The following is a 25,440-nucleotide window of genomic DNA, read 5'->3' as shown; positions in this document are numbered from 1 at the left end:
TGCGTAAGATCAACTTAACGCAAATTAACAGCATAAAATCTGCGCAGGAGAGTGCATTAGATAGAAAAATGTGATTTATTTCACATTTTATATTATTGGTGTGAATGTAGTGGTCTTGCTGCGCTGAGAGGACAACATGGCAAAGAAAAACGTTCGCAGCCTGGGAGGCAAACTTGCCCTGTGGGTCTTTTATGCCTTTTGCGGCTACTTCCTCTGGGCGATGGCGCGCTATGTGTGGGTCGTCAGTAAAGTCAGTTCGGTATCAGGTTCGATGATTCAATGCGATCCCGGCTCAACAGCCGGCAAGTGGCTGGGAGGCCTGTGCGGCTTTCTGGTGCTGAGTGTTGTGGGGGCGATCCTCGGTAGCATTGCCTGGTATACCCGGCCGCGTGAAATGTCAGATCGGTAAAGAATTGCTATTGTACAGCTTTTCACTTTATGGAAAGCGCTATGGAACTTGTGCAGTGGCAGCAACGTTTTGAAAACTGGCTGACGGCGCATCACGCCAGCGATGATACTGCCCATGATATCTCCCATTTCCGTCGTGTCTGGAACACCGCAAAACGCCTCATGACAGACCAGCCGGTCGATGCGCTGACGATCCTGGCCGCCTGTTATTTTCACGATATTGTCAGCCTGCCGAAAAATCATCCGCAGCGAGGCCGCTCGTCGCAGCTGGCAGCGGACAAAACGATCGCCATCCTGTGTGAAGACTTTGCCGATTTTCCTGCCGCGCATTACGCCGCCGTTCACCATGCTATCGAAGCGCACAGCTTCAGTGCCGGCATTGCGCCGCGCACGCAGGAAGCGAAAATCGTGCAGGATGCTGACAGGCTGGAAGCCTTGGGTGCGATTGGCCTGGCACGTGTGTTTGCCGTCTCTGGCGCACTGGGTGTGCCTCTCTTCGACCCGGTAGATCCCTTTGCCGATGAGCGCGAGCTGAACGACCGCGCCTTTGCGCTTGACCATTTTCAGACCAAATTGCTGCGCCTGCCGCAGACGATGCAAACCGCCGCCGGGCGTGCGCTGGCGCGCCAGAGCGCTGACTTTTTAATTCAGTTTATGGCCCGGCTGAGTGCCGAACTACGCGGTGATTACGAAGGCACCGACGGTGCGGTGTTACAGCGTTTCCGGGAAAGTCTGTAAAGTCTTTCTGTGTTACTCTCTGTTAACCCCTTTTGGCCCGGTTAAATGTATGCAGGAAAATGTATCAGTGATGGAGTCCGCGCTTTTGCTGGCAGAAAAATCAACGGCGTCAGTTCAGGCGTTATTGTGCCAGCTGCTGGAAATTTACGATGCCAGAACGCTGGCACATCTGCTGAATGCTCAGGGCGAGAGTCACTGGAGCCCGGCAATCATTAAACGGCTGGTGACCAGTGAGCGGGCAGGGCGGCGTCTCAGCGACGGCGAATATAGCGTGTTGCGAAACCTGCTGCCTCGTCCGCCCGCCTGTCATCCTCACTATGCTTTCCGCTTTGTCGATCTCTTCGCCGGTATCGGCGGTATTCGCCACGGCTTTGAGGCGATTGGCGGACAGTGCGTGTTTACCAGCGAATGGAACAAACACGCGGTGCGTACCTATAAAGCCAACTGGTATTGCGATCCTGACACGCATCAGTTCAATGAAGATATTCGTGAAGTGACGCTTAGCAACCAGACCGGTGTGACGGACGAAGAGGCGGCGCAGCACATTCGTGACAACATTCCCGCCCATGACGTGCTGCTCGCGGGCTTCCCGTGCCAGCCGTTTTCTCTGGCGGGGGTATCGAAAAAGAACGCGCTGGGCCGCGCGCACGGTTTTGCCTGTGATACCCAGGGAACGCTCTTCTTCGATGTGGCGCGCATTATCGATGCCCGGCGCCCGGCCATCTTCGTCCTCGAAAATGTCAAAAACCTGAAGAGCCACGACGGGGGCAAAACGTTCCGCATCATCATGCAGACCCTGGATGAGCTGGGGTATGACGTGGCAGATGCCGCTGACAGCGGTCCGGACGATCCTAAGATCGTTGACGGTAAATATTTTCTGCCGCAGCACCGCGAGCGCATAGTACTGGTGGGCTTTCGTCGCGATCTCAACCTGCGCGGTAATTTTACGCTGCGGGATCTCCCGGGGCTGTGGCCGACCCGTCGCCCGACCATTGCCGATCTGCTTGAGCCCGTGGTGGACGCCAAATTCATTCTCACCCCGGTGCTGTGGAAGTACCTGTATCGCTATGCCAAAAAGCATCAGGCGAAGGGCAACGGTTTTGGTTTTGGGATGGTCGATCCCACTAACCCGCACAGCGTCGCCCGCACGCTGTCGGCACGCTATTACAAAGATGGCGCCGAGATCCTGATTGACCGTGGCTGGGATAAAGCCCTTGGCGAGCGCGATTTCGATGATGCCGAAAACCAGCGCCACCGTCCGCGCCGTTTGACGCCGCGGGAGTGCGCGCGACTGATGGGATTTGAAACCCCGCAGGGCTACGGCTTCCGCATTCCGGTATCGGATACCCAGGCCTATCGCCAGTTTGGTAATTCGGTGGTCGTGCCAGCTTTTGCAGCCGTCGCCCGGTTGCTGGAGCCGCGCATTTTGCAGGCAGTTGAGAAACGCAAGGCTGAGGCCGCGAATGGCGGACGTTCACAATAAGGCCACCCGCAGTAAAAATATGCGCGCCATCGGCACGCGGGATACGGCTATCGAAAAACGGCTGGCCGGCCTGCTTACGGAGGTCGGTTTTGAGTTTCGCGTGCAGGATGCCGCCCTTGCCGGACGGCCTGATTTTGTCATCGACAGCCATACGTGTGTGATCTTTACCCACGGCTGTTTCTGGCATCGTCACGACTGCTATCTGTTTAAAGTCCCGGCGACCCGCACCGATTTCTGGCTGGACAAAATTGGTAAAAACGTCGTGCGCGACGCGCGGGATATCACCCTGTTGCAGGAGCAGGGCTGGCGGGTCCTGGTGGTGTGGGAGTGCGCACTGCGCGGCAGAATGAAGCTCGATGACAGGGCGCTCACCGAGCGGCTGGAAGAGTGGATCTGCAGCGGCGGTAACACCGCGCAGATCGACACGCAGGGCATTCGCCCGCTTACGGTTTCTCCGCCTGACACGAGGTAACCACCGGTTTTGCTGGCAGCAGGTACTTGCCGAGCGTCACCAGCACCACCGCCATAATAATAATCCCCAGCGCCAGCCACTCTATCGCCGAGAGCGATTCCCCGCCAAGACCCGTACCCAACAGGACGGCCACCACCGGATTCACATAGGCATAGCTGGTGGCGACCGCCGGTGAGACATTGCGGATCAGAAACATATAGGCGTTAATCGCGATCACCGAGCCGAAAATCGCCAGATAGCCCACCGCCAGCCACCCTGAGAGGTCGGGCAGGGCGGTCATTTTCTCCCCCGACAGCAGGGATGCCGCCAGCAGCACGATCCCGGCGGTAACCATCTCAATGGCGCCGGCCATCATCCCGGAGGGCAGTTCAATACGCGAGCCGTAGACCGAACCAAACGCCCAGCTCATCGAGCCAATCAGGATCAACACCGCTCCCCAGGGATTGCCGCTGAGGTTACCGCCGCTGTTGAGCAGAATAATGCCCGCCATCCCGATGGCGATCCCCAGCCACTCCAGCTTGCGCGTTTTGATGCCAAAAAGACGGCTGAAGCAGAGGGTGAACAGCGGAACGGTGGCTACCACCACCGCGGCGATACCGGACGGCACATTCTGATGCTCGGCGACGGTGACAAAGCCATTACCCACCGCCAACAACAGGATGCCAATCAGGGCGGCATTGAGCAACGGACGCAGCGGCGGCAGTTTATGGCCGCGCAGGAGAAGAAACGCCAGCAGCAGCGCCCCCGCAGAGAGGAAACGCACCCCCGCCATCAACAGGGGCGGCCAGCTTTCCACCCCAATGCGGATGACGAAATAGGTAGAACCCCAGATGATATAGAGCGCAAACAGGGCGCCCGCTAATGGTAAGACTTGCCTGAAACGCATACTCCCTCACGGCGTATTAAAAAGGTGGCATATAGTTAACGTGAAAACTATCACGCTGGCGAGTCCTTTAATTGTGTCGATGATGTGAAGAATTTGTTGACATATACGGGGTGGTTTCGAGGTTGGCGGTTTTACTCCATACTGTTGTGGTAATTAACATAAAGAAGGAACCTTATTTTGGCGGGAAGTAGCTTATTAACACTGCTGGATGATATCGCCACGCTGCTGGACGATATTTCACTGATGGGAAAACTGGCGGCGAAAAAGACCGCAGGCGTGCTGGGTGACGATTTGTCGTTAAACGCTCAGCAGGTGACGGGCGTGCGTGCCAACCGGGAACTGCCCGTGGTCTGGGCCGTGGCGAAGGGATCGTTACTCAATAAAGTGATCCTCGTGCCGCTGGCGCTGCTGATCAGCGCCTTTATCCCGTGGGCCATTACGCCGCTGCTGATGATCGGCGGGGCGTTTCTCTGTTTTGAAGGGGCAGAGAAAATCCTTCACTCTATCGAATCGCGTAAAGATAAGGAGAAGGAGTCCCCGGCCGCGCGGCAGCAACGCCTGGAAGCGCTGGCTGCAAAGGATCCCGTTGCGTTTGAGCGCGATAAGGTAAAGGGGGCTATCCGCACCGACTTTATTCTGTCGGCGGAAATTGTCGCCATCACCCTGGGTATAGTGGCGGATGCGCCGCTGCTGAATCAGGTGCTGGTGCTCTCCGGGATCGCCGTTCTGGTGACCATTGGGGTTTACGGTCTGGTAGGGCTTATTGTCAAACTGGACGATATCGGCTACTGGCTGAACGAAAAGGGCAATGCGCTGGCGAAGACGAGCGGCAAAGCGCTGCTGGTGATAGCGCCCTGGCTGATGAAGTCATTGTCGGTGATTGGCACCCTGGCGATGTTCCTGGTCGGCGGCGGGATTGTGGTGCACGGTATTGCGCCGCTACATCATGCCATTGAGCACTTCGCTGAGGCGCAAGGGGCTGTTATCGCAGCCATTTTACCGACATTACTCAATCTGGTTCTCGGCTTTATCATTGGCCTCATCGTTGTCGGAGTGGTAAAAGTTGTGGAAAAAATGCGAGGCCGCTCGCATTAATAAGTTGCAGCTATACCAGGCGTAACTGCTATTCCTCGTCTAAATTGATACAGTTTCACACTGATAAAGGAGGCGGTTATGGTCTTTCTGGTCAGCGATGAAGTTAAGCCTAAAAATGGCGGTCCAAGTATGGTCGTCACCGGCTATGCAAGCGGAATGGTAGAGTGTCGCTGGTACGACGGTTACGGCATCAAGCAGGAAGCGTTTCGTGAAGATGAGCTTCAGCATGGTGATGGCACCCGGCGACAGGACAAGGCTTAAGTCACGCTACGCCCGGCATTGCCGGGCGTTTTTGTAGCTTATAATCGCGCCAACAGCAGTAACATAGCAAAATCAGTCAGGCTTTGACGTCATACGGATGGCAAAGGTGGCTTTCGCGGAGTGTGTGTGAAGCACGACATTGTTTCAGGAAAAGAGGCTTTTACGGCACAACATCGCTTTCATCCGGGCCGGGTTGTTAACATCTGCTTTATTGTCGTCCTTATCTTCTCCACGCTGTTGACATGGCGTGAAGCCGTGGTGCTGGAGGATGCGTACGCCGCCAGCCAGAAAAACCATCTGGAGACGGTGGCCAATTCACTGGATCGTCAGCTTGAGTTCAGCGTGGAAAAGCTGCTGTTCTTTCGCAACGGCATGGACGATGCTCTGGAAGCCCCTCTCGCCTCGACGCTGTTGCGTAATTCCGTCGCCCATTTTAAAGATCTGCAGGAACAAACGTTCTGGCAGCTGACCTTCGACGCGCGGCGCACCTTACCCATAAACGGCGTGTCTGATGCCTTTGTGGAGCAAACCACCAGCCTGAGACGCGACGAGGAGCGGCTCGCAAAGGAGTTGAGCGCCACCTTTGAAATGGGCTATTTGCTGCGTATTAATTCTCCAGCGGCACACGCGAAGCGCGTGGTCTATGTCTCCCGCGCCGGGTTTTACGTCTCGACCGATCCCGCCGACTGGGCCGCGGATGTGGTATCCCGCTACTATCAGCTGGTGACCAGCCCCTGGTACACCGGGCAATCGGAGCGTGAGAACCGGACCCGCAGCGTTCGCTGGTTTACCCATGATGCGGACGAACGCACCGTTACCGTCAGCGTGCCGGTCGATTATCAACACTACTGGTACGGCGCGCTGGCGTTAGATTTTACCCTCCCCGGGCTGAATAAACTGCTGCAGGATGCGGTAGACGGCAACGGTGAAGGAGAGTTCCAGCTCTATGATAAAGGCTTTAACCTGCTTGCCACGTCGGAGAGTGTTGCTGACAACGTGAACCATTTCGACGAGCGCGAGCGGGCGCAAATTGCCGCTGCTCTGGAAAAGGATACCGAAGGGGATATCCGTCTGGGGAGCCGCTACGTCAACTGGCATCATCTGGATCATTTTAATGGTCTTGTGCTGCGCATCCACACCCTGAGAGAAGGGGCGAATGGCGATTTCGGCAGCATTACTATCGCGCTGGCGCTGCTGTGGCTGCTCTTCACCGCCATGCTGGTTGGCTCGTGGTTTGTCATCCGCCGGATGGTCAGCAATATGTACCGCCTGCAACACTCGCTGCAGTGGCAGGCCTGGCACGATCCGCTGACCCGTATAAATAACCGTGGCGCGCTCTTTGAGCGGGCTAAAGCGCTGGCGAAGCGGTGTGAACAGCAAAAGCAGCCTTACTCGGTAATGCAGATGGACCTTGACCATTTCAAACGGATTAACGACAGATTTGGTCACCAGGCGGGGGATAAAGTGCTGACGCATACGGCCGGATTGATCACCCGTACGATACGGGAGACAGACGTTGCCGGGCGGATCGGGGGAGAAGAGTTCTGCGTTGTGTTACCGGACACCGGGCCGGAGCAGGCGATGGCGATTGCCGAGCGGATCCGCGAGCGCATCAATCGCCGGGAGATCCTGGTGAAAAAGAGCCAGACGACGCGGGTTAGCGTGTCGATTGGCGTCAGCAGTGCGCAGGAAAACGGCCATTACGATTTTGAACAGCTGCAGTCCATCGCCGACGCCCGGCTTTACCAGGCGAAGCAGCGAGGACGCAATCAGGTTGTGGGTCAGGATGAGAAGAAGTGATCCAGCGCTTCACGCCAGCCTGCAGGTCCAGGCTGGTGAGTATGGTAGACCCGCGCCGGGTCGTCGTTTTTGAGCGTGATACCCTGGCGATTAATACCTTTAACTACCACCGCAAAATCGACGCTATCCAGCAGCGGGGCGTCGTTTGGCCCGTCACCCAGGCCGAGGGTAGTGGGAAGCGCGCCTTCGCGATCCAGGTACTGCTCGTTGAGCCAGTTAATCGCCTGATCTTTGCCGCCGCGCTCATCCAGAACGTGCCAGAACCGCGCGCCCTGAACAAATTTTAGCCCCAGCCCGGCCAGCGCCTCCTCAAACGCGACCATTCTCTCATCGCTGTCGCGCCAGATGAGCGTTACCGAGGCTTCATGCAGTTTCGCCAGCCCCGCGCGCGCATTATTAAGCCCGGTCCACTCGCCAATGACCCGCTCGTCCACGTCATCAAAAGTGGTGAATTTATAACCTTCCCGGGTGCGGAGCTGATTGAGGATGTTAACGATATCGGCATGGGAAGCGCCATTGATTAACCGTGGGGCGTTGGGATGGTCATCCCAGCGGACATCCAGCTGGATTACCGCGCCGTTTTCGGCAATAAAGGGCAGCCCCTCCAGCCCCAGATCGCTCTGGATCTCCAGCATCTCCGCCGCGGTTTTGCTGCTGCAAAGAATCACCGGGATCTGATGGTCCTGTAAGATCTCCAGCCAGCCAAGTGCGGGCTGCCAGTCATAGGTGTGAATGTCCAGCAATGTGCCGTCCAGATCGCTGTAGATGAGCAACGGGTCATCAAGTGAAGGCATAGCATCTCCCGTAACAGATAAAGGTCCATGATAGGATTTTTCTTAAAAGCCAGACCTGTAAAACGATGTTCTTATGGAACCGATCCCGCGCGCCCCGCGGCCCACGCCAGTTGGGGAACCATAACCAATATTTTAATTTCAGCTGGCGACTATAGATGTGAAGAATATTTCCTTGTCTTGCAAAAAATTTGCAGATAATGTTTACCCGACATCAGATTTCCTGGTGTAACGAATTTACAAGTGCTTCTTGCATACGCAAGCTTCATCCCGGTCACCCCATGACCGGGATTTTTTTCGCCTCAGCGATTTACTTCCGTTACGCTGAAATCATGGATATCCAGCTCAAAGGCCTCCGCCAGTTCGCGCCAGGTGTGGTAATCCCGGTCGTTAACCCGTACCCGGGTAGGGTCATCCTCTATGCGCTGTACTTCGCTCTCGCTGATTTCATTGATCGCGGCGAGCAAGGCATCCACATCAACATTCACTTCCCGTTTAGCCGTTTCGCTGTACTCTTTTTCGGTCTTCATTGCGTACTCCTCGTTTACCCTTTACAGCTTTAAGTATAGACCGCCGATAAAAGCGGCAAACGCGCAGCAGCACGCTGCCAGTTTTCACGTTTTGTTCTACACTGGCTCAAAACCAGAGGAGGATTTTATGAACGTCAACGATCGGGTTACAGTCAAAACCGACGGCGGGCCGCGTCGCCCGGGGGTAGTACTGGCAGTTGAGCAGTTTAATGAAGGCACGATGTATCTGGTCTCGCTGGAAGACTACCCGCTCGGGATCTGGTTCTTTAACGAGTACGGCCATCCTGACGGCATTTTCGTTGAGAGCGTGGAGTAACATGCGTGTCGGCTGGTGCGAGCTGGCGCGGCCGAAATGAAAAATCTCTGGCATAGCCAGAGATCGGATTGCGTAGCAAAAAAGGGAAGGGGTTAACGCAGATTAACGTAAATTCCGTTGGTCACATTGTCGGTCAGACGAACGACATGATAGATCACTTGCTTATTATGCGTTTTTATCTTCCTTTTAATATTTCCTTTATGTGACGATACGGTTTTCGCCTTGATATTCATCTGGTCTGAAATCTGGATCGTTCCTTGTCCGGCCATCCACATTCGTAGCATGCTGGATTCAGTTCGGCTTAATGATAAAGTGGGAAAATTAAATTCGGCTACACTCTTTATCTCTTTGTTTAAATAATCCCCGATCAGTTCATCCAGCGATTCCGGTTTAATAGATTTCGAACTAATCAGAAGATTCTGACGCACCCGCAAATATTCATCGAAATGGATATTGGCTATAGCCATAAAAACAATAAACAGGGTGCCGGGATGCTGATTAATGATCTGCTTTATTTGCTGACTGTTGGCGGGATCGTGAATGAAACAGTCCTCATTAATAAACACCACACCTGGCGTAAAGGTGTCACATGCGGCGGCAAGCTCGTCTACCGTATGTACGTCGTTGATCTCTTTTTTCTTTACTCCTCTGCTGGCCAGATACCCGGTTAACCCTAGCCGGGTGTAACTGCATAAATCCATAATGATCGTTGACATGGCATACCCTCACTCAATGCATAACGATAATTAACCACCTGCCTGAGAGCTCTATAACAGCCAAACGGGATGGAAAAATAAATTACCTGTGAGCATTACATGGACTTTCAGGCAAACTCACTATCCCGTAAAGTTACGTATAATTTGCCAGGAAACATCTTAAAGTAAAGTAAATGTTGAATAATGTGAGGAGTATAAAAGCATTAAACCCGCTCCAGATATATCCTGGCAGATGTTTCTCGTTTTCTTTTTTAGGAATATCCTCAGAAAGACAATATAAAAAACAGGGGTTATTACTTCACAGAAAGTTCGCGCACAATATTGGCCAGCAGATTAAATATTTCACTGAATAAATGTTCGCAGAATGGCGCAATAAGCGGCATTAAGAGGCCGATAAGCAGAAGGCCAATGGTAAGGGTGATTGGGAAACCAATGACAAACACCGACAACTGCGGCGCCATACGGTTGAGTAAACCCAACGCCAGGTTAACGATCAGGAGCAGGGTAATCAGCGGCAGCGCCAGCATCAGCCCGTTGAGGAAAATCAGCCCGGCCGCGCGGGTCAGGGCCATAAAGGCGTTGCTGTTTACCGGCTCACCGCCAATCGGCAGGGTGTGGAAAGTATCCACCAGCATCGAAATCAGCCACAGATGCCCGTCAAAGGCCATAAACAGCAGCATCGCCAGCAGGTCGATGATTCGGGCGATGATCGGCATGTTCAGCCGGCTGCCCGGGTCAAAGAAGGTGGCGAAGGAGAGACCCATCTGCAGGCCAATCAGCTCCCCGGCGGTACGCACGGCGGCAAAGGCAAACTGCATCGTAAAGCCAATGGCAACGCCAATCAGGATCTGCTGGAGCGCGACCCACAGCGCTGGCGCGGAGAAAATCGGGACATTTACCGGCGGCAGCGTCGGGGCCACGATGATAGTGATAAGAATAGCCAGGCCAATCTTGACCCGCTTGGGGATCGCCCGCTCGCTCAGGATCGGCGCGGTGGAGATCAGCGCCAGAATACGCAGGAGCGGCCAGAAGTAGAGGCCGAGCCACTCAAGCCATTGGATGCTGGTAACCTGCAGCATGCCTAGCCGATGATATAGGGCAGGTTGGTGAACAGATTGCGCATGTAATCCAGCAGCAGGTTCAGCATCCACGGCCCGGCGATAATGATCGCCACAAACACGGCGATGATTTTCGGGATAAACGACAGCGTCATCTCGTTAATCTGCGTGGCGGCCTGCAGGATACTGATAATCAGACCGGTGACCAGCGCCACCAGCAGCAGGGGAGCGGCAACGGAGATGGCGACTTTCATCGCTTCCGTGCCCATCATCATGACCGATTCTGGCGTCACCGGGCGCTCCTTAACTGTAGAAACTTTGTGCCAGCGACCCCACCAGCAGCTGCCAGCCGTCCACCAGGACAAAGAGCATCAGCTTGAAGGGCAGGGCGATGGTTGCAGGCGGCACCATCATCATCCCCAGCGCCATCAGGACGCTGGCGATCACCAGATCGATAATCAAAAACGGAATGAAGATCGTAAAACCAATCTGGAAGGCGGTTTTCAGCTCGCTGGTAACGTAAGCGGGCAGCAGAATGCGCATCGGCACCGCCTCCGGCCCTTGGATCGGCCCGGCGTTCGCCAGACGGGCAAACAGCGCCAGGTCGGCTTCGCGGGTCTGACGCAGCATAAATTCCCGCAGCGGTTGCGCCCCTTTTTCCAGCGCCTCCTGCATGGAGATCTTCTCTTCGCTGAATGGCTGATAGGCGTCGGTATAAATCTTGTCGATCACCGGCGACATAATGAAAAAGGTCAAAAACAGGGAGAGACCGAGCAGTACCTGGTTAGGCGGCGCGGAGGGGGTACCCAGGGCGTTTCGCAGCAGACCGAAGACGATGATGATGCGGGTGAAGCTGGTCATCATCAGCAGAATCGCCGGGATAAAGGTCAGCGAGGTGATAAACACCAGCGTCTGAACCGGCAGAGACCAGCTCTGACCGCCATTGGCCATTGGCGTGGAGATAAGGCCTGGCAGCTGGGCATACACGGCGGGAGCGAACAGGCCAACCCCGGCAAGCGTAAGGGATAACAAACGGCGCATCACGATCTCCCGGAACGCTTAAGCAAACTCTTCATCACGGACTGAAAATCCTGTGGAACCTCTGTGCGACTCTCCTCAGAGACCGGCGCAGGCGGCAATTTATGCAGAATATTAATATTCGAGGCGGTCACACCCAGCACCAGGCGGGCGTCTTCCACTTCTACGATCACCACGCGCTCACGCGGGCCCAGCGAGGTGCTGGCAGCCAGCTTCAGCCCGCGGGCACCGGCGGTTTTGCCCGCCAGTCCCACGCGTTTAGCCAGCCAGGCGGCAACGAGAATAAAGGCAATAATACCCAGCAGCGCGCCGCTGACCTGAAGCAGCGGCGAACCTGGCACCGCAGAGGGCTGAGAGACGACTGCCTGGGTCTTCATGCTTAACGGCTCAGACGACGCATACGTTCAGACGGGGTAATGATGTCGGTGATACGCACGCCGTACTTATCGGCGACAACCACAACTTCACCTTGGGCGATCAGGTAGCCGTTGATCAGAATATCCAGCGGCTCACCGGCCAGGCCATCCAGCGCCACGACGGAACCCTGCGTCAGGCGCAGCAGCTCTTTGATGGTCATGCGGGTACGGCCCAGCTCCACGGTCAGCTTGACCGGGATATCCATAATCAGATCGATATCCTGCAGCGTACCGCTGACGTCGCCGCCGCCCAGCTGCTGGAATACCGAGTCGGCAACGCTTTTGCTGGCCGGTGCTTTTTGTTCGTTTAACGCCTCAGCCCACAGATCGTCCAGTGCTCCGGTGTTGTCATCGGACGGATTGTTCATATCACTCATTTGGGCTGTTCCTCATTCAGAGAATTCAAAATCGGGTTGATCAGGTGCTCAACGCGTAACGCGTACTGATTATTCACGGTGCCATACTGGCTGGTCAGCACGGGCACGCCATCCACATGCGCAATGATGCGGTCGGGTTTTTCTATCGGCAGAACATCGCCGGGTTTTAATTTTAAGATCTGCGACAAACGCAGCGGCACGTCGGCAAAATTGGCCACCAGTTCTAACTGGGAGTGCTGAACCTGGCGCACCAGGTTCTCACGCCAGTTCTGATCTTCATGGCGGGAGTTTTCCAGCGGCGGGTTCACCAGCACTTCGCGCAGCGGCTCAATCATGCTGAACGGCAGGCAGATATTAAACTCGCCGGTCAGGTTGCCGATCTCCACGTGGAACGGGGTGTTAACCACGATGTCGTTTGGCGAGGTGGTGATGTTGGTGAACTTCACCTGCATCTCGGAACGGACATACTCCACGTCCAGCGGGTGGATCGCCTTCCATGCGTCGCTATAGCCTTCAAGGGCCAGCTTCAGCATGCGGTTGATGACGCGCTGTTCGGTGTGGGTGAATTCACGGCCTTCCACTTTCGTCGGGAACCGTCCGTCGCCGCCGAAGAGGTTATCCACGGCGATAAACACCAGGCTTGGCGAGAAGACGAACAGACCCGTGCCGCGCAGCGGTTTCAGATGGATCAGGTTGAGGTTCGTCGGCACCGGCAGGTTGCGGGCGAACTCATGATACGGCTGAATGCGGATCGCGCCGACGGTGATATCCGGGCTACGGCGCAGCAGGTTAAAGAGCCCCATACGGAACTGACGGGCAAAACGTTCGTTGATGATCTCCAGCGCCTGCAGACGCTCGCGCACCACGCGACGCTGGGTATTGGGATCGTAGGGGCGAATATCACTTTCGCCCGCCAGGCCCGCTTTTGGTTCGTCGGCTTTGTCGCTGTCGCCGTTGAGCAGCGCATCGATTTCCGCCTGAGAAAGAATACTGTCGCCCATGTCGTTACCGCAGAATGAAAGCTGTATACAGAACGTCGGTGACTTCCTGCTTAGGTTGGCCGCTGATCAGAGGCGCGGCCAGCGTTTGCTTAATGGCTTCCACCAGCTTCTGCTTACCTTCATCGGTAGAGAGCTGGGTGGCATCCTGACGAGAAAACAGCAGCAGCAGACGGCTGCGTACTTCCGGCAGGTATTCACTCAGACGCGCGCGCGTGGCTTCGTCTTTCAGACGCAGCGTAATGCCCACATAAAAGACATGATCGGCGTCGCCCAGGTTAACGGTGAAGGTATCCAGCGCGAAAAAGACAGGTGCCGCCGGTGGGGGTGGTTCCACTTTGGCTTCGGCTGAAGGGGCTTTATTCATACGCCAGTAGCTGTAACCTGCGGTGGCGCAGGCGGCGAGCGTAATTAACACCAACAGCGGGATCCAGATGGAACGCTTACTTTTTTTGGTGATGGCGGAGTCAGTCATCTGTTGCGTGCTTCCTGTTTCGGGACTGCTAATGTGGTGATTATCCCGTGTCCTGTCGCCGTCAAAGGGTCGAAAAGACGGGGATAATCACGCTACCTCTGGCGTTTAGGTTTAGGCGAAGATATCGACGGCACTGTTTCCACGTGCTGCAGACTGCAGGGAGGCCGGTGCTGCCAGCAGCTCATCGCTCTCTTCATCAAATCCGCCAGCATTGCCGGCGCGGGATGCCTGCTGCTGATGCTGAGAAGAGGATTGCTGTTGGCCGTTAAAGTTTTCACTGCTGATGCTGCTTTGCGTAAGCTGAATACCGTTTTCCGCCAGCTGAGTACGCAGCACCGGCAGCGCCGCTTCCAGCGCCGCGCGAACGTGGCTATGGCCTGATACCATCTGCAGCTGCGCCTGGTTATCATCCAGCTTAAGCGTGATTTGCACCTGGCCCAGATCTTCCGGGTGCAGACGCAGCTCGGCGCTCTGCTGACCCTGACGGGTGAACAGCGTGATGTGCTGGCTGATGGTCTGCTGCCATTCATTGCTACCCAACTGGGCGCTGACCACCGGTGCGGCGGCCATCGTCGGCTGAGCAGAGGTAAGATTGCTGACAATCGGCCCCATCGTGGCGGTTGGCCCGGTCGGTGATGGCGTGGTCTCTGCGCCCTGTTTGGTCGTTGCCGCGGCGACGGCTGGCGTCAGTTGGGTGTCAGAAGCTAAAGCCGCACCTTTATCCTGAGCCACGGTTTTCGCGGTGCGCAGCGCATCGGTATCCAGCGCTGGCTGATGACCACGATCGCCGTTCAGCGTCGCTTTCACATCCAGACTCCCGGCGCTCACTGACTGAGGCGTAGCCGCGGTTGCGGTCTGCTGGTGGGGCAGCATCGCCATTAAGGCGCTTAATCCCGCCAGCTCTTCCTCGCTGAGCTCCGTTTTGCTGTCAGCCTCTTTAGCGGCCTGGGTCAGCGATTTCAGCACCTCGCTTTTGGCGACCGGCAGCAGGCCGTGCGCCAGCCCCGGCTGGCTGGCATCTCCATCGGATAGCGTCAGATCCTGACGAGCCAGCAGCTCGGCAAGCTTGCCGGCATCGGCGTCAACGTCGCTATCAGCGGCGCCGGTTTGCAGCGCCGCTTTGGCGAACTTGCCGCCCGATGTCTGGAGATCGTTCAGCGTCAGGCCGACATCTTTGCCCTGACCTTTAGCATCGCTTAACGCGCCCGCCAGCAGGGCAAGAAAATCCTGCGCGCCGTCGGCCGCTTTTCCGCCCCGCGTGCCAGCCGTAAGATCGCTGTCGCTCGAAAGCAGTTGTTGAAGGGTGATCATTCCTGGGTCCTCATTGTTGCCCGCTGGGCAAATTCATCCATTTTTTTCTGATCGAGACGGCTTTCCGCCAGGGTTGCGGCGGCAATCTGGCGATCCTGCAGTGTCTGCCAGGCCTGTAAACGCTGTTTTTTCTCTCGCCAGGCCGTCAGCGCAAGGTCGACTTTATTGCTCCACTGAACCACCTGCTGACGATGCTGTTCGATCGCTTTCTCCAGGGTCTGGATGAACTGTTGGTAGTTGATCCAGCGCTGGCTGCCGATGCCCTGTGTCATATCGGTATTGAGGTTGGTGCGATACTCATGCTGGTAGTCAATCAACATCTTCAGCTGCTCTTCCGCCTGTTGCTGTCCGCGACGCATCACCCCAAGGTGCTGCGCGGCATTATCAACGTCTTTCTCGGCCAGATCTTTCAGCGTGGTTAATGCGCCGTGTTGTGCCATGACATTCGCCCTCTACCCTGTTACACCTGCGGGAAGATCATCTCCAGAGCCTGGATTGAGCTTTCCCAGTCGGCCTTCTCAAAAATACCCTGCTGCAGATACGCCTCCAGATGCGGCCACAGGGCAATCGCCTTGTCGAGCATCGGATCGCTGCCTTTGGCATACGCCCCCACGCTGACCAGATCGCGGTTGCGCTGGAAGCTGGACAGCAGCTGTTTGAAGTTACGCACCCGGGCGTAATGCTTCTCGGTAATCAGTGCCGTCATCGCACGGCTGATGGAGGCTTCGATATCGATGGCCGGATAGTGGCCCGCCTCAGCCAGACGGCGCGACAGGACGATATGGCCGTCGAGGATCGCACGTGCCGAGTCGGCAATCGGATCCTGCTGGTCGTCACCCTCGGTCAGCACCGTGTAAAAGGCGGTAATGGAGCCCCCACCGTTGATGCCGTTCCCGGCGCGCTCAACCAGCGCCGGGAGTTTGGCAAACACCGAAGGCGGGTAGCCTTTGGTGGCCGGTGGCTCGCCAATCGCCAGGGCGATCTCACGCTGGGCCATCGCATAACGGGTCAGGGAGTCCATGATCAGCAGCACGTGCTGACCGCGGTCGCGAAAATCTTCGGCGATACGGGTGGCATAGGCGGCCCCCTGCATACGCAGCAGGGGAGAGACGTCTGCCGGGGCGGCAATCACCACCGAGCGGGCACGCCCCTCCGCACCGAGGATATTCTCGATAAAATCTTTAACTTCACGGCCACGCTCGCCAATCAGCCCCACCACGATAACGTCGGCCTGGGTGTAGCGGGCCATCATGCCGAGCAGCACCGATTTCCCGACGCCGGAGCCAGCAAAGAGGCCCATACGCTGGCCGCGACCGACGGTCAGCAGGGCGTTGATCGGGCGAACGCCGGTATCCAGCACGTGCTCGATCGGCGTGCGTTGTAAGGGGTTGAAAGGCGGCGTAACCAGCGCCCCGGTTTCGGTAGTGTCGGGGGCGGGCAGGCCATCCAGCGGCTTACCGGCACCGTCCAGCACCCGTCCGAGCAGCGCCGGGCCGAGCGGCAGTTGCTTGCCGCTGTGCAGTCCGTCGCTGGAGAAATTTTTGGCATAGACCCGCGCGCCGGGCAGCACGCCTTCGACCTCTTCCAGCGGCATTAAGAACAGACGCTGGCCGTTAAAGCCGACCACTTCACTCTCGACTTCGTGGATCTCGTTGCCGTCTTGCCGTTCGATAATGCAGGTGGCCCCCAGCGGCAGTTGCAGACCCGTCGCCTCCAGTACCAGACCGGTGGCGCGGGTTAAGCGGCCATAACGACGAACGGGGGGCAGTTGCGCCATCTTCGCTTCAAAGTTGTCGAGGGTGGTGAGCCAGCGGGTGAGGCGAGCGGTCATCAGATGACTCCCGGTGCCGCCAGGCGGCACAGTTCCTGCCAACGGGTTGCCACGCTGGCATCCAGATCCCCTTCATCGGCAGAGACTTTGCAGCCGCCGTGATGCAGGGTCGGATCCCCGCGCAGACGCCAGCCGTGCAGGCTCAGGGTCGCGCCGAGCATCTCTTCCACGCGCTGCAGATCGTCCGGGTGGACGCGCAGCTGCGGTTTGCCGCTGAATAAGGGCTCCTGCTGCAGCAGGCTCTGGATCTGTTTGATCAGCGATGAATTATCCACCGGCGGGGTATGGCCGATGACCTGGCGTGCCGCCTCGAGCGCCATCTGCATCAGGCGCGAAGCGATAACGCTGTCCAGCGCATCCAGCGTATTCTGGAACTCGCTCACCAGCTGTTGCATCCGGGCATGGATCGGCGCCTGCTGCGAACGCGCCTGCTCTAAACCCTGGGCCAGCCCCTGAGCCAGACCTTCCTGATAGCCCTGCTCCTGGCCCTTCTGCCGGCCTTCGTTCAGACCGGCCGCGTAGCCTTGATCGTGCGCCTGCATCTGGATCTGCGCCAGCTGCTGCGCGCGCTGCTCCTCTTCGCTCAGCTCTGGCTCGTCCTCCTCCTCACGCAGCCCGGCAGGGTCGACCGTCGCAGGGACAAATTCCGCGCGGGGAGGGGAGAGGTCGTCCGGGGTCCAGACCTTCCACGGCAGTTCATCAGACATAGGTATCCTCGCCGCTGCCTACGACCATCTCGCCGGTTTCTGCCAGACGACGCACAATAAGGAGGATCGCTTTCTGTTCGTTTTCCACCTGAGACAGACGCACCGGACCACGGTTGGCAAGGTCGTCGCGCAGGATATCCGCCGCACGCTGGGACATGTTGCGCAGGAACTTCTCGCGCAGCGGCTGTTCGGCGCCTTTGAGAGCGATAAGCAGCGATTCGGAGTCCACTTCCTGCAGCAGGCGCTGGATACTGCGGTCGTCCACGTCGACCAGGTTTTCGAACAGGAACATCTCGTCGATAATTTTCTGCGCCAGTTCGCCGTCGAATTCGCGCACTGCGGTAATAACCGCCTCTTCCTGCTGCGTTTTCATCAGGTTGATAATTTCGGCCGCCGTTCTCACGCCGCCCATTTTGCTGCGCTTGAGGTTCTGGCCGTCGAGCAGGCCATTCAGCACCTCGGTCAGTTCCGCCAGCGCCGCCGGCTGGACGCCGCCGAAGGTGGCGATACGCAGCATCACATCGTGACGCAGGCGCTCGTCGAACAGCGCCAGAATATCCGCCGCCTGACCACGCTTGAGGTGGACCAGGATGGTGGCGATGATCTGCGGATGCTCGTCGCGAATAAGATCGGCTGCGGTCTGCGGCTCCATAAAGTTGAGCGTTTCGATACCGCTGGCGGTATCGCGGGTCTCGAGAATATCTTCCAGCAGGCTGGCGGCACGCTCTTCGCCGAGGGCTTTGACCAGCACCGAACGCAGGTATTCGTTGGCATTGACGTTGAGCGCCGCAAACTGTTCCGCTTCCTGCTCAAACTCCGCAAGCACCTCGGTCAGCTGCTTGTTGGAGATCTGACGCACGTTGGCCATTGCCGCACTGAGAACCTGCACTTCGCGCTGGGAGAGGTGTTTGAACACCTCTGCCGCCCGGTCCTCGCCAATGGTCATCAGCAGGATGACGCTTTTATCCGTTCCGGTAAGGTTACTCATTTTCGTTACTCATCCACTGGCGAATGACCAGCGCCACGACGCGCGGATCGTTATCTGACATTTCGCGAATACGCTGGCTCATCACTTCAGCGCCCATGCGCTGGTTAGCACGGCGCTGCTGCAGCTGCTCGTCTTTGCTGAGACGGACTTCCACCGCTTCTTCTGTTTCCTGACGCAGCGTGGTCTGCTCCTTCAGCGCTTTCGCCTCTTCGGCGCGGCGTACCAGCTGCGGACGTACCGCTTTACGCCACAGCAGCCAGGCGACAATCACCACCAGCAGCCAGCGACCGGCATCCATCATCTGCGCGATAAAGGACTGAGTTTTCCAGAACGGCAGCTCACCGCTGTTATCGTCAACCGCGCTGAACGGCGAGTTCACGACGTTTAAGGTATCGCCACGCTTCTCAGAGTAACCCATCGCTTCACGGGTCAGGTTTTCGATCTGTTTCATCTGCTCGGCGGTCAGCGGCAGCGGTTTACCGTCCGGCAGGGTTTTGTAGTTGACGACCACCGCCACGGAGAGGCGCTGCACATCACCGGTGTTCATTTTGGTGTGGCGAATGGTGCGATCGACTTCGTAGTTAGTGGTTTCGTTGCGGCTGCTGGTACGCGGGCCGGAATTGGCCGCAGCCGCCGTTTGCTGCTGATTCGCCTGCTGACCGTTCTGTTGATTCTGCGCTGGCGCATTAATCGGCGCCGTGTTGGCCGGGGCAGGTTGGTTAGAGAGCGCACCCGGTACGCCACCCGGGAATGGGCCGCCCACCTGCAGGTTTTCGTTTACCTGACGCGAACGCATCACCGCCTGGGCGGCATCGCCGTTCGGACGATACTGCTCTTCGGTCTGCTCTTTATCGGAGAAATCGATCTGCGCGGTGACCTGGGCATGAACGTTGGTTGTTCCTACAATCGGCCCGAGAATGGCTTCGATGCGGCTCTGAATGCGATTTTCCACATCAGTGGCATATTTCAGCTGCGCGTCATTGAGGTCGCGATCGCCGGTATTGGATTTGGTTAACAGGCGACCCGTCTGGTCCACCAGGGTCACATTACCCGGCGGTAAACCCGCCACGGCGCTGGAGACCAGATGCACCACCGCGCTGATCTGCCCTTCGTCCAGCGCGCGGCCAGGCTGCAGATTAACGGTGACGGATGCCGAAGGGGCTTTTTGCTCCCGGACAAACAGGGTCGGTTTCGGCATGGCCAGGTGAACACGGGCGCTTTTCAGCGGACCCAGCGTTTCGATGGTACGGGCCAGTTCGCCTTCCAGTGCGCGCTGATAGTTCACCTGCTCGCTGAACTGGCTGATGCCAAACTTTTCCTGATCCAGCAGTTCAAAGCCTACTGCCCCGCCTTTCGGTAGGCCTTGCTGGGCAAGACGTAAGCGGAGTTCATGAACTTTATCGGCGGGGACTTCCAGCGCGCCGCCATTATCCGCGAAGCGGTAAGGGACGTTCATCTGGGTGAGCTGGGTGACGATAGCGCCGCCATCCTGATCGGAAAGGTTGCTGAAGAGCGTGCGGTAGTCTGGTTGTTTGGCCCATAAGACCATAGCGACAACAATCGCGATGGCGGCAGCGCCTGCCACGATCAACGGCACTTTAGGGTTCGCGCGCAAGCGGCTCATCCATTCGAGAGATTTAGTTTGAGGGCTTGTTGTTGCTGACGCACTCATAGCGCACCTCGCGACTCATCGTGGATTTCATTATTAGTGTGGAGAAACAAAACAGACTCCCGGGTCGGCAAACACACAAAAAATTCCATAATCATGGCTGTGCCATTATTTGTTGAAACGCGAATTTCTATGCGTCAAATAACCTGGTTTTTTAACGCTATTTAGCGCCTTTATCTCATTGACAGACTGCTACTCTTGAGCGCGTAGAAAACCATCAGGGGAAAGTCATGGCAATACAGGGCATTGAAAGCGTCATCAGCCAACTGCAGGCAACGGCGATGTCTGCGCGTAATCAGAACGTGGCTGATGTGCAGTCGACGGTCAGCTTCGCGGGCCAGCTGCATGCGGCGCTGGACCGGATCAGCGACACGCAAACTGCGGCGCGCGTGCAGGGCGAAAAATTCACCCTCGGCGTACCGGGCATTGGTCTGAATGATGTGATGGCCGATATGCAAAAAGCATCGGTATCGATGCAGATGGGCATTCAGGTGCGTAATAAACTGATGCAGGCGTATCAGGACGTCATGTCTATGCAGGTTTAGTCCTTCTGGTGCTGGCGACGCGACGGCTTTAATGCCACACTATTTTTTTCGACATAGACGGAATCATGATGAAAAAAATAGCAATTATAGCGGGGCTGCTGGCCTTAACCGGCTGTGTGCAGGTCGACAGATATCAGGACGTGATCAAACATCCTGTCCCGGCTGAACTGGCGGGTTACTGGCAGTCGAAAGGGCCGCAGAGCAGCATGGTCAGCCCGGAAGCGATCGCGACGCTGGTCGTGACACAAGAGGGGGATACCCTCGATTGCCGGCAGTGGCAGCGCGTGGTGGCCGTGCCGGGGAAAATCATGCTGCGTTCTGACGATTATTACAACGTCACCCGCAAGCTGGATATCTACCCGCTGGAGCGGGAAGGCTCCGCCATTGAGTACGATGGCATGATCCTGCAGCGCGTCGACAAACCTACCGTCGAGTGTGCAAATTACCTGAGTAAAAATCCGCTTGAGAGCAAGCTGCCTTAAGGGATTTGCAGGCCGGGCAGGGGCAACGCCGCCCGGCTACCAACGCACGACTATTCCGCTTCTATAACCCACACGCTGACGCTGCCGCCGTTGCAGGTAAAGACGCCGGTACCAGTTTCGTCGGTGATGACGACCTCTTCCCGGTTACCGAGAAAATCTTTCCAGCTTTTATTGCCGTAGTTTTCCCCAAGCGTAATGGTTTTTTCGCCTTCGTCACCGTTAGAGAGCACCACCACGCAGCCGGGATTATCGTCGGTGCCGCTGCGGCTGAAGGCGATGCAGTTAGGGTGATCGAACCACAGGGTCTGAATGCCGTGAGCAAAGCGCTGTCGGGCGAGGATCAGCTGATCGAGCTGCTCAATCACCGGCATATCGATGTGGTACATCTCGCCGTCACCACCGGTATCGTCATAGCTGGCGCCGTACAAATCGGGGTAGAAGACGCTGGGAACGCCATTTTCGCGCAGTAAAATCAGGGCATAGGCCAACGGCTTAAACCAGGCTTCGACCGGTGCCTCCAGCGCCTGTAGCGGCTGGGTGTCATGGTTAGCGACCAGGGTCACCGCATAGAACGGAGCGGCCTCCACCAGCGTGCCGGTAAAGATTTGGCTCATGTCGTAATCACGTCCCTGCAGCGAGGCTTCGTGAAACTTCATGTGCAGCGGGGCGTCGAACAGCATGGTTTTCCCGTCCACCTGATCGATATATTGGCGCAGTTTATCAACATCTGGCGACCAGTATTCCGCCACGATAAACAGCGGTTTCGGCGCCACTTCCTGGACATGTTCGATCCACTCTTTATAGAACCAGGCCGGAATATGTTTTACCGCATCCAGACGGAAGCCGTCGCAATGGGTTTGCTCCATCAGCCAGCGCGCCCAGTATTTGATCTCCTCGGTTACCGCACGGTTACGAAAATCGATGTTTTCGCCCATCAGGTAGTCAAAGTTTCCCATCTCGTTATCGACCTGATCGTTCCAGCCATCACCTGTGTAATCATTGACGATCTTGAAGATGCCATTTTCACCAGGGTTTTCTATATGGTCGATGCCGCTGAAGCATTTGTAATCCCAGATGAATTTTGAATACTTTCCGGCGCGAACCGGGAAGGTGTAGCGGGTCCAGGCTTCACACTCGATAATCTCGTCATCGATCTGATTGCGATCGTCGGCGTTAACCCGCTGAACGCGGATGGCCTCTTTCTCATCGGCGCCCATCTTGTGGTTCACGACTACGTCCATCAGCACCGCGATATTGTTGCGTTTCAGCGCGTCGATAGCGGCAAGCAGCTGGGTTTTGTCACCATATTTGGTGGGAATAGATCCTTTTTGATCGAACTCGCCGAGATCGAAAAGGTCGTAGCAGTCATAGCCGACAGAGTAGCCGCCGGTCGCGCCTTTATACGCCGGGGGCAGCCAGACCATGTTAATACCGATATCATTTAAGCCATCGGCGCGCTCGGCCACTTCCGGCCAAAGCTGACTGCCTTCAGGGTAATACCAATGGAAGAACTGCAAAAGGGTGGGGTTTTTCATCTTCCGTGCTCCAGTTTAAGAACACAGAGAGTATGAGCGAGACGGGAGAAGTTAGCGGGTGAAAAAGTGAAATATTTTCACCCGCTTGTAATCACCCCCCGTTTAGATGTCCGTGGGGAAAAGAATATTGCCAGAGAGACGTCCATAAGTTGCATTCAGATTATGTTGTCGGGAGGAGTGCCCAACTAAAGTTCTCAGCTCGTCCATACGCTGTTGCAGCAAGGCTTTAAGCTCAATTTCATTATCGATGATCTGCCGGAGCATTGGGCGTATTTGCGCCTGTATGTGCGGCGCAATCTCGTTCGCATCCTGAAAATGTGTCAGTTTTTCAACGGCGGTTAAATACTTCACTTCGAAAGTAATCAGCTCATCCCAACGCCCCGATTTTGACAGCGCCAGCATCGAGGCGCTGGTAGTTAACAGGTGCTGATAGTGTTGGAGCAATCCCAGATTGGCTTCCATTAGTCATTGTCCCGCATATGTTGAGAATTGGGGCCTATCTCTTTCCAGGCATCAGCGATGTTGTTGAGCAGCTCCATCACTTCATTAATGGCATCAATGTCATTATGAATATTGGCCTGTAAAAGACGTTTGGTCATATAGTCGTAGAGGCTGTCGAGATTGGTGGTCAACTCGCCACCAATCTCGTGATTTAGCCCAGACTGCAGACCGTTACTGATAATATTGATGGCTTTTCCCAGCGCCTGCCCTTTACCGGGAATGTCCCCTTGCTCAATCAATATGACGGCTTTTTTCATGGCGCTTAACGCGCCATCAAAAAGTAAAACCACCAGTTGATGCGGGCTGGCACTCAGGACGGCACTTTCAACACTAACCTGCGCATAGGCCTGAATTCCCGATTTTGTATACATCGTAAAACCTCAACTCATTCATTAACTGTTCATAGCATTGAACTGTTGGGTCAGATAGCTCCCGGTTTGATCCATGGAGGAGACCAGCTGACTCAAACTGGTAAATTGCGTTTTGTAGCGCGCCATGGTGGCTGTAATTTGCGCGTTAACACGGTCGTACTGATCGGACAGATTTTTCAGCGTTTTGTTGATGCCATCAGTGGCGCTTTTAACTGAACCTTCGTTGCCTAACATGTCTTTCAACAGGTTGCTGGTTTGCGTCGCCATGCCGGTTGTTTTACCGTCGCCGGAGAGGAATGCGAGCACGTCGGTAGTTTTATCCGTCAGAGCCTTACCTAACTTGGTGCTGTCCACGGTCAGCTTGCCGTTAATATCCTGGGTGATGCCCAGTTGCGACAGCGTCGCCAGTTCGCCGGTACCTTGCGCTGACGAGACCATAGAGCGCAGGCGAGTCTGGATATTACGCAGGGTGCCGTCGCCCAACAGGTCGCCGTTGCTAGAGTCCTGAGAACCATCGCCCTGTTTCACTGCGGTATATTTCGTCTGGTTGCTGATGGTCGTCTGCAACGAGTTATACGCATCGACAAAGGCCTGGATCGCATCGGTCATCGGCTGATTGTCTTTCGCAATCGACAATGTTTCCGGGCTGCCAACGTTGGTCTTGGTCAGGTTGAGCGTGACGCCTTCCGGGGCATCGGTAATGGCGTTGCTGCTACGGGTAATTTTGATGCCATTGATGTTAACAATGGCATCAGCCGCGGCAACCTGAACTTTCATTCCCGTTGATGAATCAAGCGGATCGTGGCTGAGATATTTCGCCAGTTCGCTGTCATCGGTGGTGATCGTCATTTCGTTGGCGACACCGCTGTCACGCGAGGTCAGTGACAGATAGTAACTGTTGTCATCCGCTTTAATGATGCTGGCGGTTACGCTGCCTTGTTTAGCGTTAATCGCGTCACGTACATCTGCAAGGCTTGTCTTGTCGCTGGCCAGCGTTACTTTTAACGGATCTTTCTGACCTAGCTGCGTGATAGTGATCGTGCGCGAACTCATGCTGCTATCGCCAAGATCGGTATCTTTGCTAGCTACTTTCGGGCTCAGCAGCGTCTGGGCTGCGGCCAGCTGCGTCACTTCTACTGAGTAAGAACCGGCTGAGGCACTGCTTGCCAGCGTGGCACTGAATGCCGTATTCGTGCTGGTCACTTTTGACTGCGCGATAGCAGAGGTATTTTTCAGCGCATCTGAAGCCGTTTGAAACTTGGTTAATGCAGTTTGTACCACGCCCCAGGCTGTCAATTTTGCTTTATAAGAGGTCTGCTGCTGCGTAATCGGCGTGAGTTTGGTCTGCTCGGCTGTCTGTAAATTGTCATACAACGTATTGAGATCCAGACTGGTACCTGCACCGAGTGAACTAATACTTGCCATGTTTTCATCCTTTATTGAGACAATCGCTGGATGCTCTATCGGCAGAAATTGCGAAAAGATTAGCTTTTTTTACCGTCTTCAATGCGGAAATTAAGCGGAAAAATAGCGGGCAGTTTGTCCCTTTAAAAAAATGATCTTTTTTCTAAAGGTTAGGAAGAGGGTGGGCGATAACCAGGATAGCGGTGAGAAAACCGTAGGCAGATGCCTGAATCTGACA

General features: G+C 56.0%; 30 protein-coding genes and 1 pseudogene. 10 read left to right on the top strand and 21 right to left on the bottom strand.

The features are described from left to right. The first annotated feature begins 136 nt into the window (after positions 1-136). From drpB to GNG26_RS14465, 4 genes are read left to right on the top strand one after another with little or no spacing between them, the layout of a single operon-like run. Positions 137-409, top strand: a complete 273-nt coding sequence (gene drpB, locus GNG26_RS14480) for a cell division protein DrpB (RefSeq protein ID WP_103822463.1) — start codon at positions 137-139, stop codon at positions 407-409. 41 nt (positions 410-450) lie between these two features. After that, positions 451-1,146: a phosphohydrolase gene (locus GNG26_RS14475; RefSeq protein WP_156239246.1), complete on the top strand. Its 696-nt coding sequence runs from the start codon at positions 451-453 to the stop codon at positions 1,144-1,146. Between the two features lie 49 nt (positions 1,147-1,195). Further along, on the top strand, positions 1,196-2,629 hold the full coding sequence (locus GNG26_RS14470; protein ID WP_197080099.1) for a DNA cytosine methyltransferase: 1,434 nt from the start codon (positions 1,196-1,198) through the stop codon (positions 2,627-2,629). Next, positions 2,610-3,101, top strand: coding sequence for a very short patch repair endonuclease (locus tag GNG26_RS14465; RefSeq protein ID WP_103822461.1), 492 nt, complete (start codon positions 2,610-2,612; stop codon positions 3,099-3,101). Before GNG26_RS14470 ends, GNG26_RS14465 begins: the two co-directional genes overlap by 20 nt. On the opposite strand, the gene yedA is transcribed toward GNG26_RS14465, so the two are convergent. After that, a complete protein-coding gene (gene yedA, locus GNG26_RS14460) occupies positions 3,073-3,987 on the bottom strand; it encodes a drug/metabolite exporter YedA (protein ID WP_156239244.1) in 915 nt (304 codons plus the stop codon). The two genes, GNG26_RS14465 and yedA, sit on opposite strands and share 29 nt — an antisense overlap. A 177-nt stretch (positions 3,988-4,164) precedes the next feature. Between yedA and GNG26_RS14455 the strand changes: the two genes are divergently transcribed. From GNG26_RS14455 to dgcQ, 3 genes are all read left to right on the top strand, one after another. Then, positions 4,165-5,082 carry a DUF808 domain-containing protein gene (locus GNG26_RS14455; protein WP_156239242.1) on the top strand — a complete coding sequence of 306 codons (918 nt, stop codon included), beginning with the start codon at positions 4,165-4,167 and terminating at the stop codon, positions 5,080-5,082. Between the two features lie 78 nt (positions 5,083-5,160). Beyond that, positions 5,161-5,343, top strand: coding sequence for a YodC family protein (locus GNG26_RS14450; RefSeq protein ID WP_103822458.1), 183 nt, complete (start codon positions 5,161-5,163; stop codon positions 5,341-5,343). A 126-nt stretch (positions 5,344-5,469) separates the two neighbouring features. Next, complete coding sequence (gene dgcQ, locus GNG26_RS14445) at positions 5,470-7,143, top strand: cellulose biosynthesis regulator diguanylate cyclase DgcQ (RefSeq protein ID WP_231604129.1); 1,674 nt, start codon at positions 5,470-5,472, stop codon at positions 7,141-7,143. Here dgcQ and GNG26_RS14440 read toward each other — a convergent pair. Both GNG26_RS14440 and yodD read right to left on the bottom strand, forming a co-directional pair. Beyond that, a complete protein-coding gene (locus tag GNG26_RS14440; protein ID WP_103822456.1) occupies positions 7,125-7,937 on the bottom strand; it encodes a mannosyl-3-phosphoglycerate phosphatase-related protein in 813 nt (270 codons plus the stop codon). The genes dgcQ and GNG26_RS14440 overlap by 19 nt on opposite strands. Positions 7,938-8,236: 299 nt before the next feature. After that, positions 8,237-8,464: a YodD family peroxide/acid resistance protein gene (gene yodD / locus GNG26_RS14435; protein ID WP_103822455.1), complete on the bottom strand. Its 228-nt coding sequence runs from the start codon at positions 8,462-8,464 to the stop codon at positions 8,237-8,239. A 127-nt stretch (positions 8,465-8,591) separates the two neighbouring features. On the opposite strand from yodD, the gene dsrB reads away from it, so the two are divergent. Further along, complete coding sequence (gene dsrB / locus GNG26_RS22535; protein WP_197080098.1) at positions 8,592-8,780, top strand: protein DsrB; 189 nt, start codon at positions 8,592-8,594, stop codon at positions 8,778-8,780. A gap of 92 nt (positions 8,781-8,872) precedes the next feature. On the opposite strand, the gene rcsA is transcribed toward dsrB, so the two are convergent. The 14 genes and pseudogenes from rcsA to fliF form a co-directional block, all read right to left on the bottom strand. After that, positions 8,873-9,496: a transcriptional regulator RcsA gene (rcsA, locus tag GNG26_RS14425; protein ID WP_103822454.1), complete on the bottom strand. Its 624-nt coding sequence runs from the start codon at positions 9,494-9,496 to the stop codon at positions 8,873-8,875. A 286-nt stretch (positions 9,497-9,782) separates the two neighbouring features. Next, a pseudogene (fliR, locus tag GNG26_RS14420) lies at positions 9,783-10,575 on the bottom strand (flagellar biosynthetic protein FliR); the annotation flags it as partial. Between the two features lie 2 nt (positions 10,576-10,577). Beyond that, positions 10,578-10,847 carry a flagellar biosynthesis protein FliQ gene (fliQ, locus tag GNG26_RS14415; RefSeq protein WP_032612271.1) on the bottom strand — a complete coding sequence of 90 codons (270 nt, stop codon included), beginning with the start codon at positions 10,845-10,847 and terminating at the stop codon, positions 10,578-10,580. A 10-nt stretch (positions 10,848-10,857) separates the two neighbouring features. Then, a complete protein-coding gene (gene fliP, locus GNG26_RS14410) occupies positions 10,858-11,595 on the bottom strand; it encodes a flagellar type III secretion system pore protein FliP (protein ID WP_103180152.1) in 738 nt (245 codons plus the stop codon). Continuing rightward, positions 11,595-11,969 (bottom strand): flagellar biosynthetic protein FliO, encoded by a 375-nt coding sequence (gene fliO, locus GNG26_RS14405; RefSeq protein ID WP_103180151.1) that lies wholly within the window; start codon positions 11,967-11,969, stop codon positions 11,595-11,597. The genes fliP and fliO overlap by 1 nt, the downstream gene beginning before the upstream one ends. A 2-nt stretch (positions 11,970-11,971) precedes the next feature. Then, on the bottom strand, positions 11,972-12,385 hold the full coding sequence (gene fliN / locus GNG26_RS14400) for a flagellar motor switch protein FliN (RefSeq protein WP_103180150.1): 414 nt from the start codon (positions 12,383-12,385) through the stop codon (positions 11,972-11,974). Further along, positions 12,382-13,386, bottom strand: a complete 1,005-nt coding sequence (gene fliM, locus GNG26_RS14395; RefSeq protein WP_103180149.1) for a flagellar motor switch protein FliM — start codon at positions 13,384-13,386, stop codon at positions 12,382-12,384. Before fliM ends, fliN begins: the two co-directional genes overlap by 4 nt. Positions 13,387-13,390: 4 nt before the next feature. After that, positions 13,391-13,858 (bottom strand): flagellar basal body-associated protein FliL, encoded by a 468-nt coding sequence (gene fliL, locus GNG26_RS14390; protein WP_103180148.1) that lies wholly within the window; start codon positions 13,856-13,858, stop codon positions 13,391-13,393. A 111-nt stretch (positions 13,859-13,969) separates the two neighbouring features. Continuing rightward, positions 13,970-15,169 carry a flagellar hook length control protein FliK gene (gene fliK / locus GNG26_RS14385; RefSeq protein ID WP_156239239.1) on the bottom strand — a complete coding sequence of 400 codons (1,200 nt, stop codon included), beginning with the start codon at positions 15,167-15,169 and terminating at the stop codon, positions 13,970-13,972. Continuing rightward, entirely contained in the window at positions 15,166-15,609 is a 444-nt protein-coding gene (gene fliJ, locus GNG26_RS14380) for a flagellar export protein FliJ (protein ID WP_103822450.1), read from the bottom strand. Before fliJ ends, fliK begins: the two co-directional genes overlap by 4 nt. A 20-nt stretch (positions 15,610-15,629) precedes the next feature. Beyond that, the gene (gene fliI / locus GNG26_RS14375; protein WP_103822449.1) at positions 15,630-17,000 is read right to left on the bottom strand and encodes a flagellar protein export ATPase FliI; all 1,371 of its coding nucleotides are present in this window, start codon (positions 16,998-17,000) and stop codon (positions 15,630-15,632) included. Then, complete coding sequence (gene fliH / locus GNG26_RS14370) at positions 17,000-17,707, bottom strand: flagellar assembly protein FliH (RefSeq protein WP_156239237.1); 708 nt, start codon at positions 17,705-17,707, stop codon at positions 17,000-17,002. Before fliH ends, fliI begins: the two co-directional genes overlap by 1 nt. After that, positions 17,700-18,695 (bottom strand): flagellar motor switch protein FliG, encoded by a 996-nt coding sequence (fliG, locus tag GNG26_RS14365; RefSeq protein ID WP_039032560.1) that lies wholly within the window; start codon positions 18,693-18,695, stop codon positions 17,700-17,702. The genes fliH and fliG overlap by 8 nt, the downstream gene beginning before the upstream one ends. Further along, a complete protein-coding gene (gene fliF / locus GNG26_RS14360; protein ID WP_156239235.1) occupies positions 18,688-20,367 on the bottom strand; it encodes a flagellar basal-body MS-ring/collar protein FliF in 1,680 nt (559 codons plus the stop codon). The genes fliG and fliF overlap by 8 nt, the downstream gene beginning before the upstream one ends. A gap of 227 nt (positions 20,368-20,594) precedes the next feature. Here fliF and fliE point away from each other — a divergent pair, with 227 nt between their 5' ends. Next, entirely contained in the window at positions 20,595-20,909 is a 315-nt protein-coding gene (gene fliE, locus GNG26_RS14355) for a flagellar hook-basal body complex protein FliE (RefSeq protein WP_103822445.1), read from the top strand. A 68-nt stretch (positions 20,910-20,977) separates the two neighbouring features. Beyond that, positions 20,978-21,391 carry a lipoprotein YedD gene (gene yedD / locus GNG26_RS14350; protein ID WP_103822444.1) on the top strand — a complete coding sequence of 138 codons (414 nt, stop codon included), beginning with the start codon at positions 20,978-20,980 and terminating at the stop codon, positions 21,389-21,391. A 50-nt stretch (positions 21,392-21,441) separates the two neighbouring features. Here the strand turns inward: yedD and amyA are convergent, their stop codons facing one another. From amyA to fliD, 4 genes are all read right to left on the bottom strand, one after another. After that, entirely contained in the window at positions 21,442-22,926 is a 1,485-nt protein-coding gene (gene amyA, locus GNG26_RS14345) for an alpha-amylase (protein ID WP_156239233.1), read from the bottom strand. Positions 22,927-23,028: 102 nt separating this feature from the next. Then, a complete protein-coding gene (gene fliT, locus GNG26_RS14340) occupies positions 23,029-23,388 on the bottom strand; it encodes a flagella biosynthesis regulatory protein FliT (RefSeq protein WP_156239230.1) in 360 nt (119 codons plus the stop codon). Then, positions 23,388-23,798, bottom strand: coding sequence for a flagellar export chaperone FliS (fliS, locus tag GNG26_RS14335; RefSeq protein ID WP_156239228.1), 411 nt, complete (start codon positions 23,796-23,798; stop codon positions 23,388-23,390). Before fliS ends, fliT begins: the two co-directional genes overlap by 1 nt. 21 nt (positions 23,799-23,819) lie before the next feature. Then, a complete protein-coding gene (fliD, locus tag GNG26_RS14330; protein ID WP_156239226.1) occupies positions 23,820-25,223 on the bottom strand; it encodes a flagellar filament capping protein FliD in 1,404 nt (467 codons plus the stop codon). Positions 25,224-25,440 lie beyond the last annotated feature (217 nt).

Source organism: Leclercia sp. J807 (assembly GCF_009734465.1).
In the GTDB taxonomy this organism is placed as follows: Bacteria; Pseudomonadota; Gammaproteobacteria; order Enterobacterales; family Enterobacteriaceae; genus Enterobacter.
Note: the sequence above shows the minus strand (reverse complement) of the source record. Positions and strands in the feature narration are given on the sequence as shown.

What these genes read in the sequence shown, in the direction of transcription:
- fliJ (WP_103822450.1), bottom strand. Translation starts at nt 15,609, where the DNA reads ATGGCACAACACGGCGCATTAACCACGCTGAAAGATCTGGCCGAGAAA.
- yodD (WP_103822455.1), bottom strand. Translation starts at nt 8,464, where the DNA reads ATGAAGACCGAAAAAGAGTACAGCGAAACGGCTAAACGGGAAGTGAAT.
- fliD (WP_156239226.1), bottom strand. Translation starts at nt 25,223, where the DNA reads ATGGCAAGTATTAGTTCACTCGGTGCAGGTACCAGTCTGGATCTCAAT.
- fliP (WP_103180152.1), bottom strand. Translation starts at nt 11,595, where the DNA reads ATGCGCCGTTTGTTATCCCTTACGCTTGCCGGGGTTGGCCTGTTCGCT.
- GNG26_RS14450 (WP_103822458.1), top strand. Translation starts at nt 5,161, where the DNA reads ATGGTCTTTCTGGTCAGCGATGAAGTTAAGCCTAAAAATGGCGGTCCA.
- GNG26_RS14475 (WP_156239246.1), top strand. Translation starts at nt 451, where the DNA reads ATGGAACTTGTGCAGTGGCAGCAACGTTTTGAAAACTGGCTGACGGCG.
- fliM (WP_103180149.1), bottom strand. Translation starts at nt 13,386, where the DNA reads ATGGGCGACAGTATTCTTTCTCAGGCGGAAATCGATGCGCTGCTCAAC.
- fliI (WP_103822449.1), bottom strand. Translation starts at nt 17,000, where the DNA reads ATGACCGCTCGCCTCACCCGCTGGCTCACCACCCTCGACAACTTTGAA.
- yedD (WP_103822444.1), top strand. Translation starts at nt 20,978, where the DNA reads ATGAAAAAAATAGCAATTATAGCGGGGCTGCTGGCCTTAACCGGCTGT.
- fliL (WP_103180148.1), bottom strand. Translation starts at nt 13,858, where the DNA reads ATGACTGACTCCGCCATCACCAAAAAAAGTAAGCGTTCCATCTGGATC.
- fliO (WP_103180151.1), bottom strand. Translation starts at nt 11,969, where the DNA reads ATGAAGACCCAGGCAGTCGTCTCTCAGCCCTCTGCGGTGCCAGGTTCG.
- yedA (WP_156239244.1), bottom strand. Translation starts at nt 3,987, where the DNA reads ATGCGTTTCAGGCAAGTCTTACCATTAGCGGGCGCCCTGTTTGCGCTC.
- dsrB (WP_197080098.1), top strand. Translation starts at nt 8,592, where the DNA reads ATGAACGTCAACGATCGGGTTACAGTCAAAACCGACGGCGGGCCGCGT.
- GNG26_RS14470 (WP_197080099.1), top strand. Translation starts at nt 1,196, where the DNA reads ATGCAGGAAAATGTATCAGTGATGGAGTCCGCGCTTTTGCTGGCAGAA.
- rcsA (WP_103822454.1), bottom strand. Translation starts at nt 9,496, where the DNA reads ATGTCAACGATCATTATGGATTTATGCAGTTACACCCGGCTAGGGTTA.
- fliF (WP_156239235.1), bottom strand. Translation starts at nt 20,367, where the DNA reads ATGAGTGCGTCAGCAACAACAAGCCCTCAAACTAAATCTCTCGAATGG.
- fliE (WP_103822445.1), top strand. Translation starts at nt 20,595, where the DNA reads ATGGCAATACAGGGCATTGAAAGCGTCATCAGCCAACTGCAGGCAACG.
- GNG26_RS14440 (WP_103822456.1), bottom strand. Translation starts at nt 7,937, where the DNA reads ATGCCTTCACTTGATGACCCGTTGCTCATCTACAGCGATCTGGACGGC.
- fliH (WP_156239237.1), bottom strand. Translation starts at nt 17,707, where the DNA reads ATGTCTGATGAACTGCCGTGGAAGGTCTGGACCCCGGACGACCTCTCC.
- drpB (WP_103822463.1), top strand. Translation starts at nt 137, where the DNA reads ATGGCAAAGAAAAACGTTCGCAGCCTGGGAGGCAAACTTGCCCTGTGG.
- fliN (WP_103180150.1), bottom strand. Translation starts at nt 12,385, where the DNA reads ATGAGTGATATGAACAATCCGTCCGATGACAACACCGGAGCACTGGAC.
- fliS (WP_156239228.1), bottom strand. Translation starts at nt 23,798, where the DNA reads ATGTATACAAAATCGGGAATTCAGGCCTATGCGCAGGTTAGTGTTGAA.
- fliG (WP_039032560.1), bottom strand. Translation starts at nt 18,695, where the DNA reads ATGAGTAACCTTACCGGAACGGATAAAAGCGTCATCCTGCTGATGACC.
- fliK (WP_156239239.1), bottom strand. Translation starts at nt 15,169, where the DNA reads ATGATCACCCTTCAACAACTGCTTTCGAGCGACAGCGATCTTACGGCT.
- fliT (WP_156239230.1), bottom strand. Translation starts at nt 23,388, where the DNA reads ATGGAAGCCAATCTGGGATTGCTCCAACACTATCAGCACCTGTTAACT.
- GNG26_RS14465 (WP_103822461.1), top strand. Translation starts at nt 2,610, where the DNA reads ATGGCGGACGTTCACAATAAGGCCACCCGCAGTAAAAATATGCGCGCC.
- amyA (WP_156239233.1), bottom strand. Translation starts at nt 22,926, where the DNA reads ATGAAAAACCCCACCCTTTTGCAGTTCTTCCATTGGTATTACCCTGAA.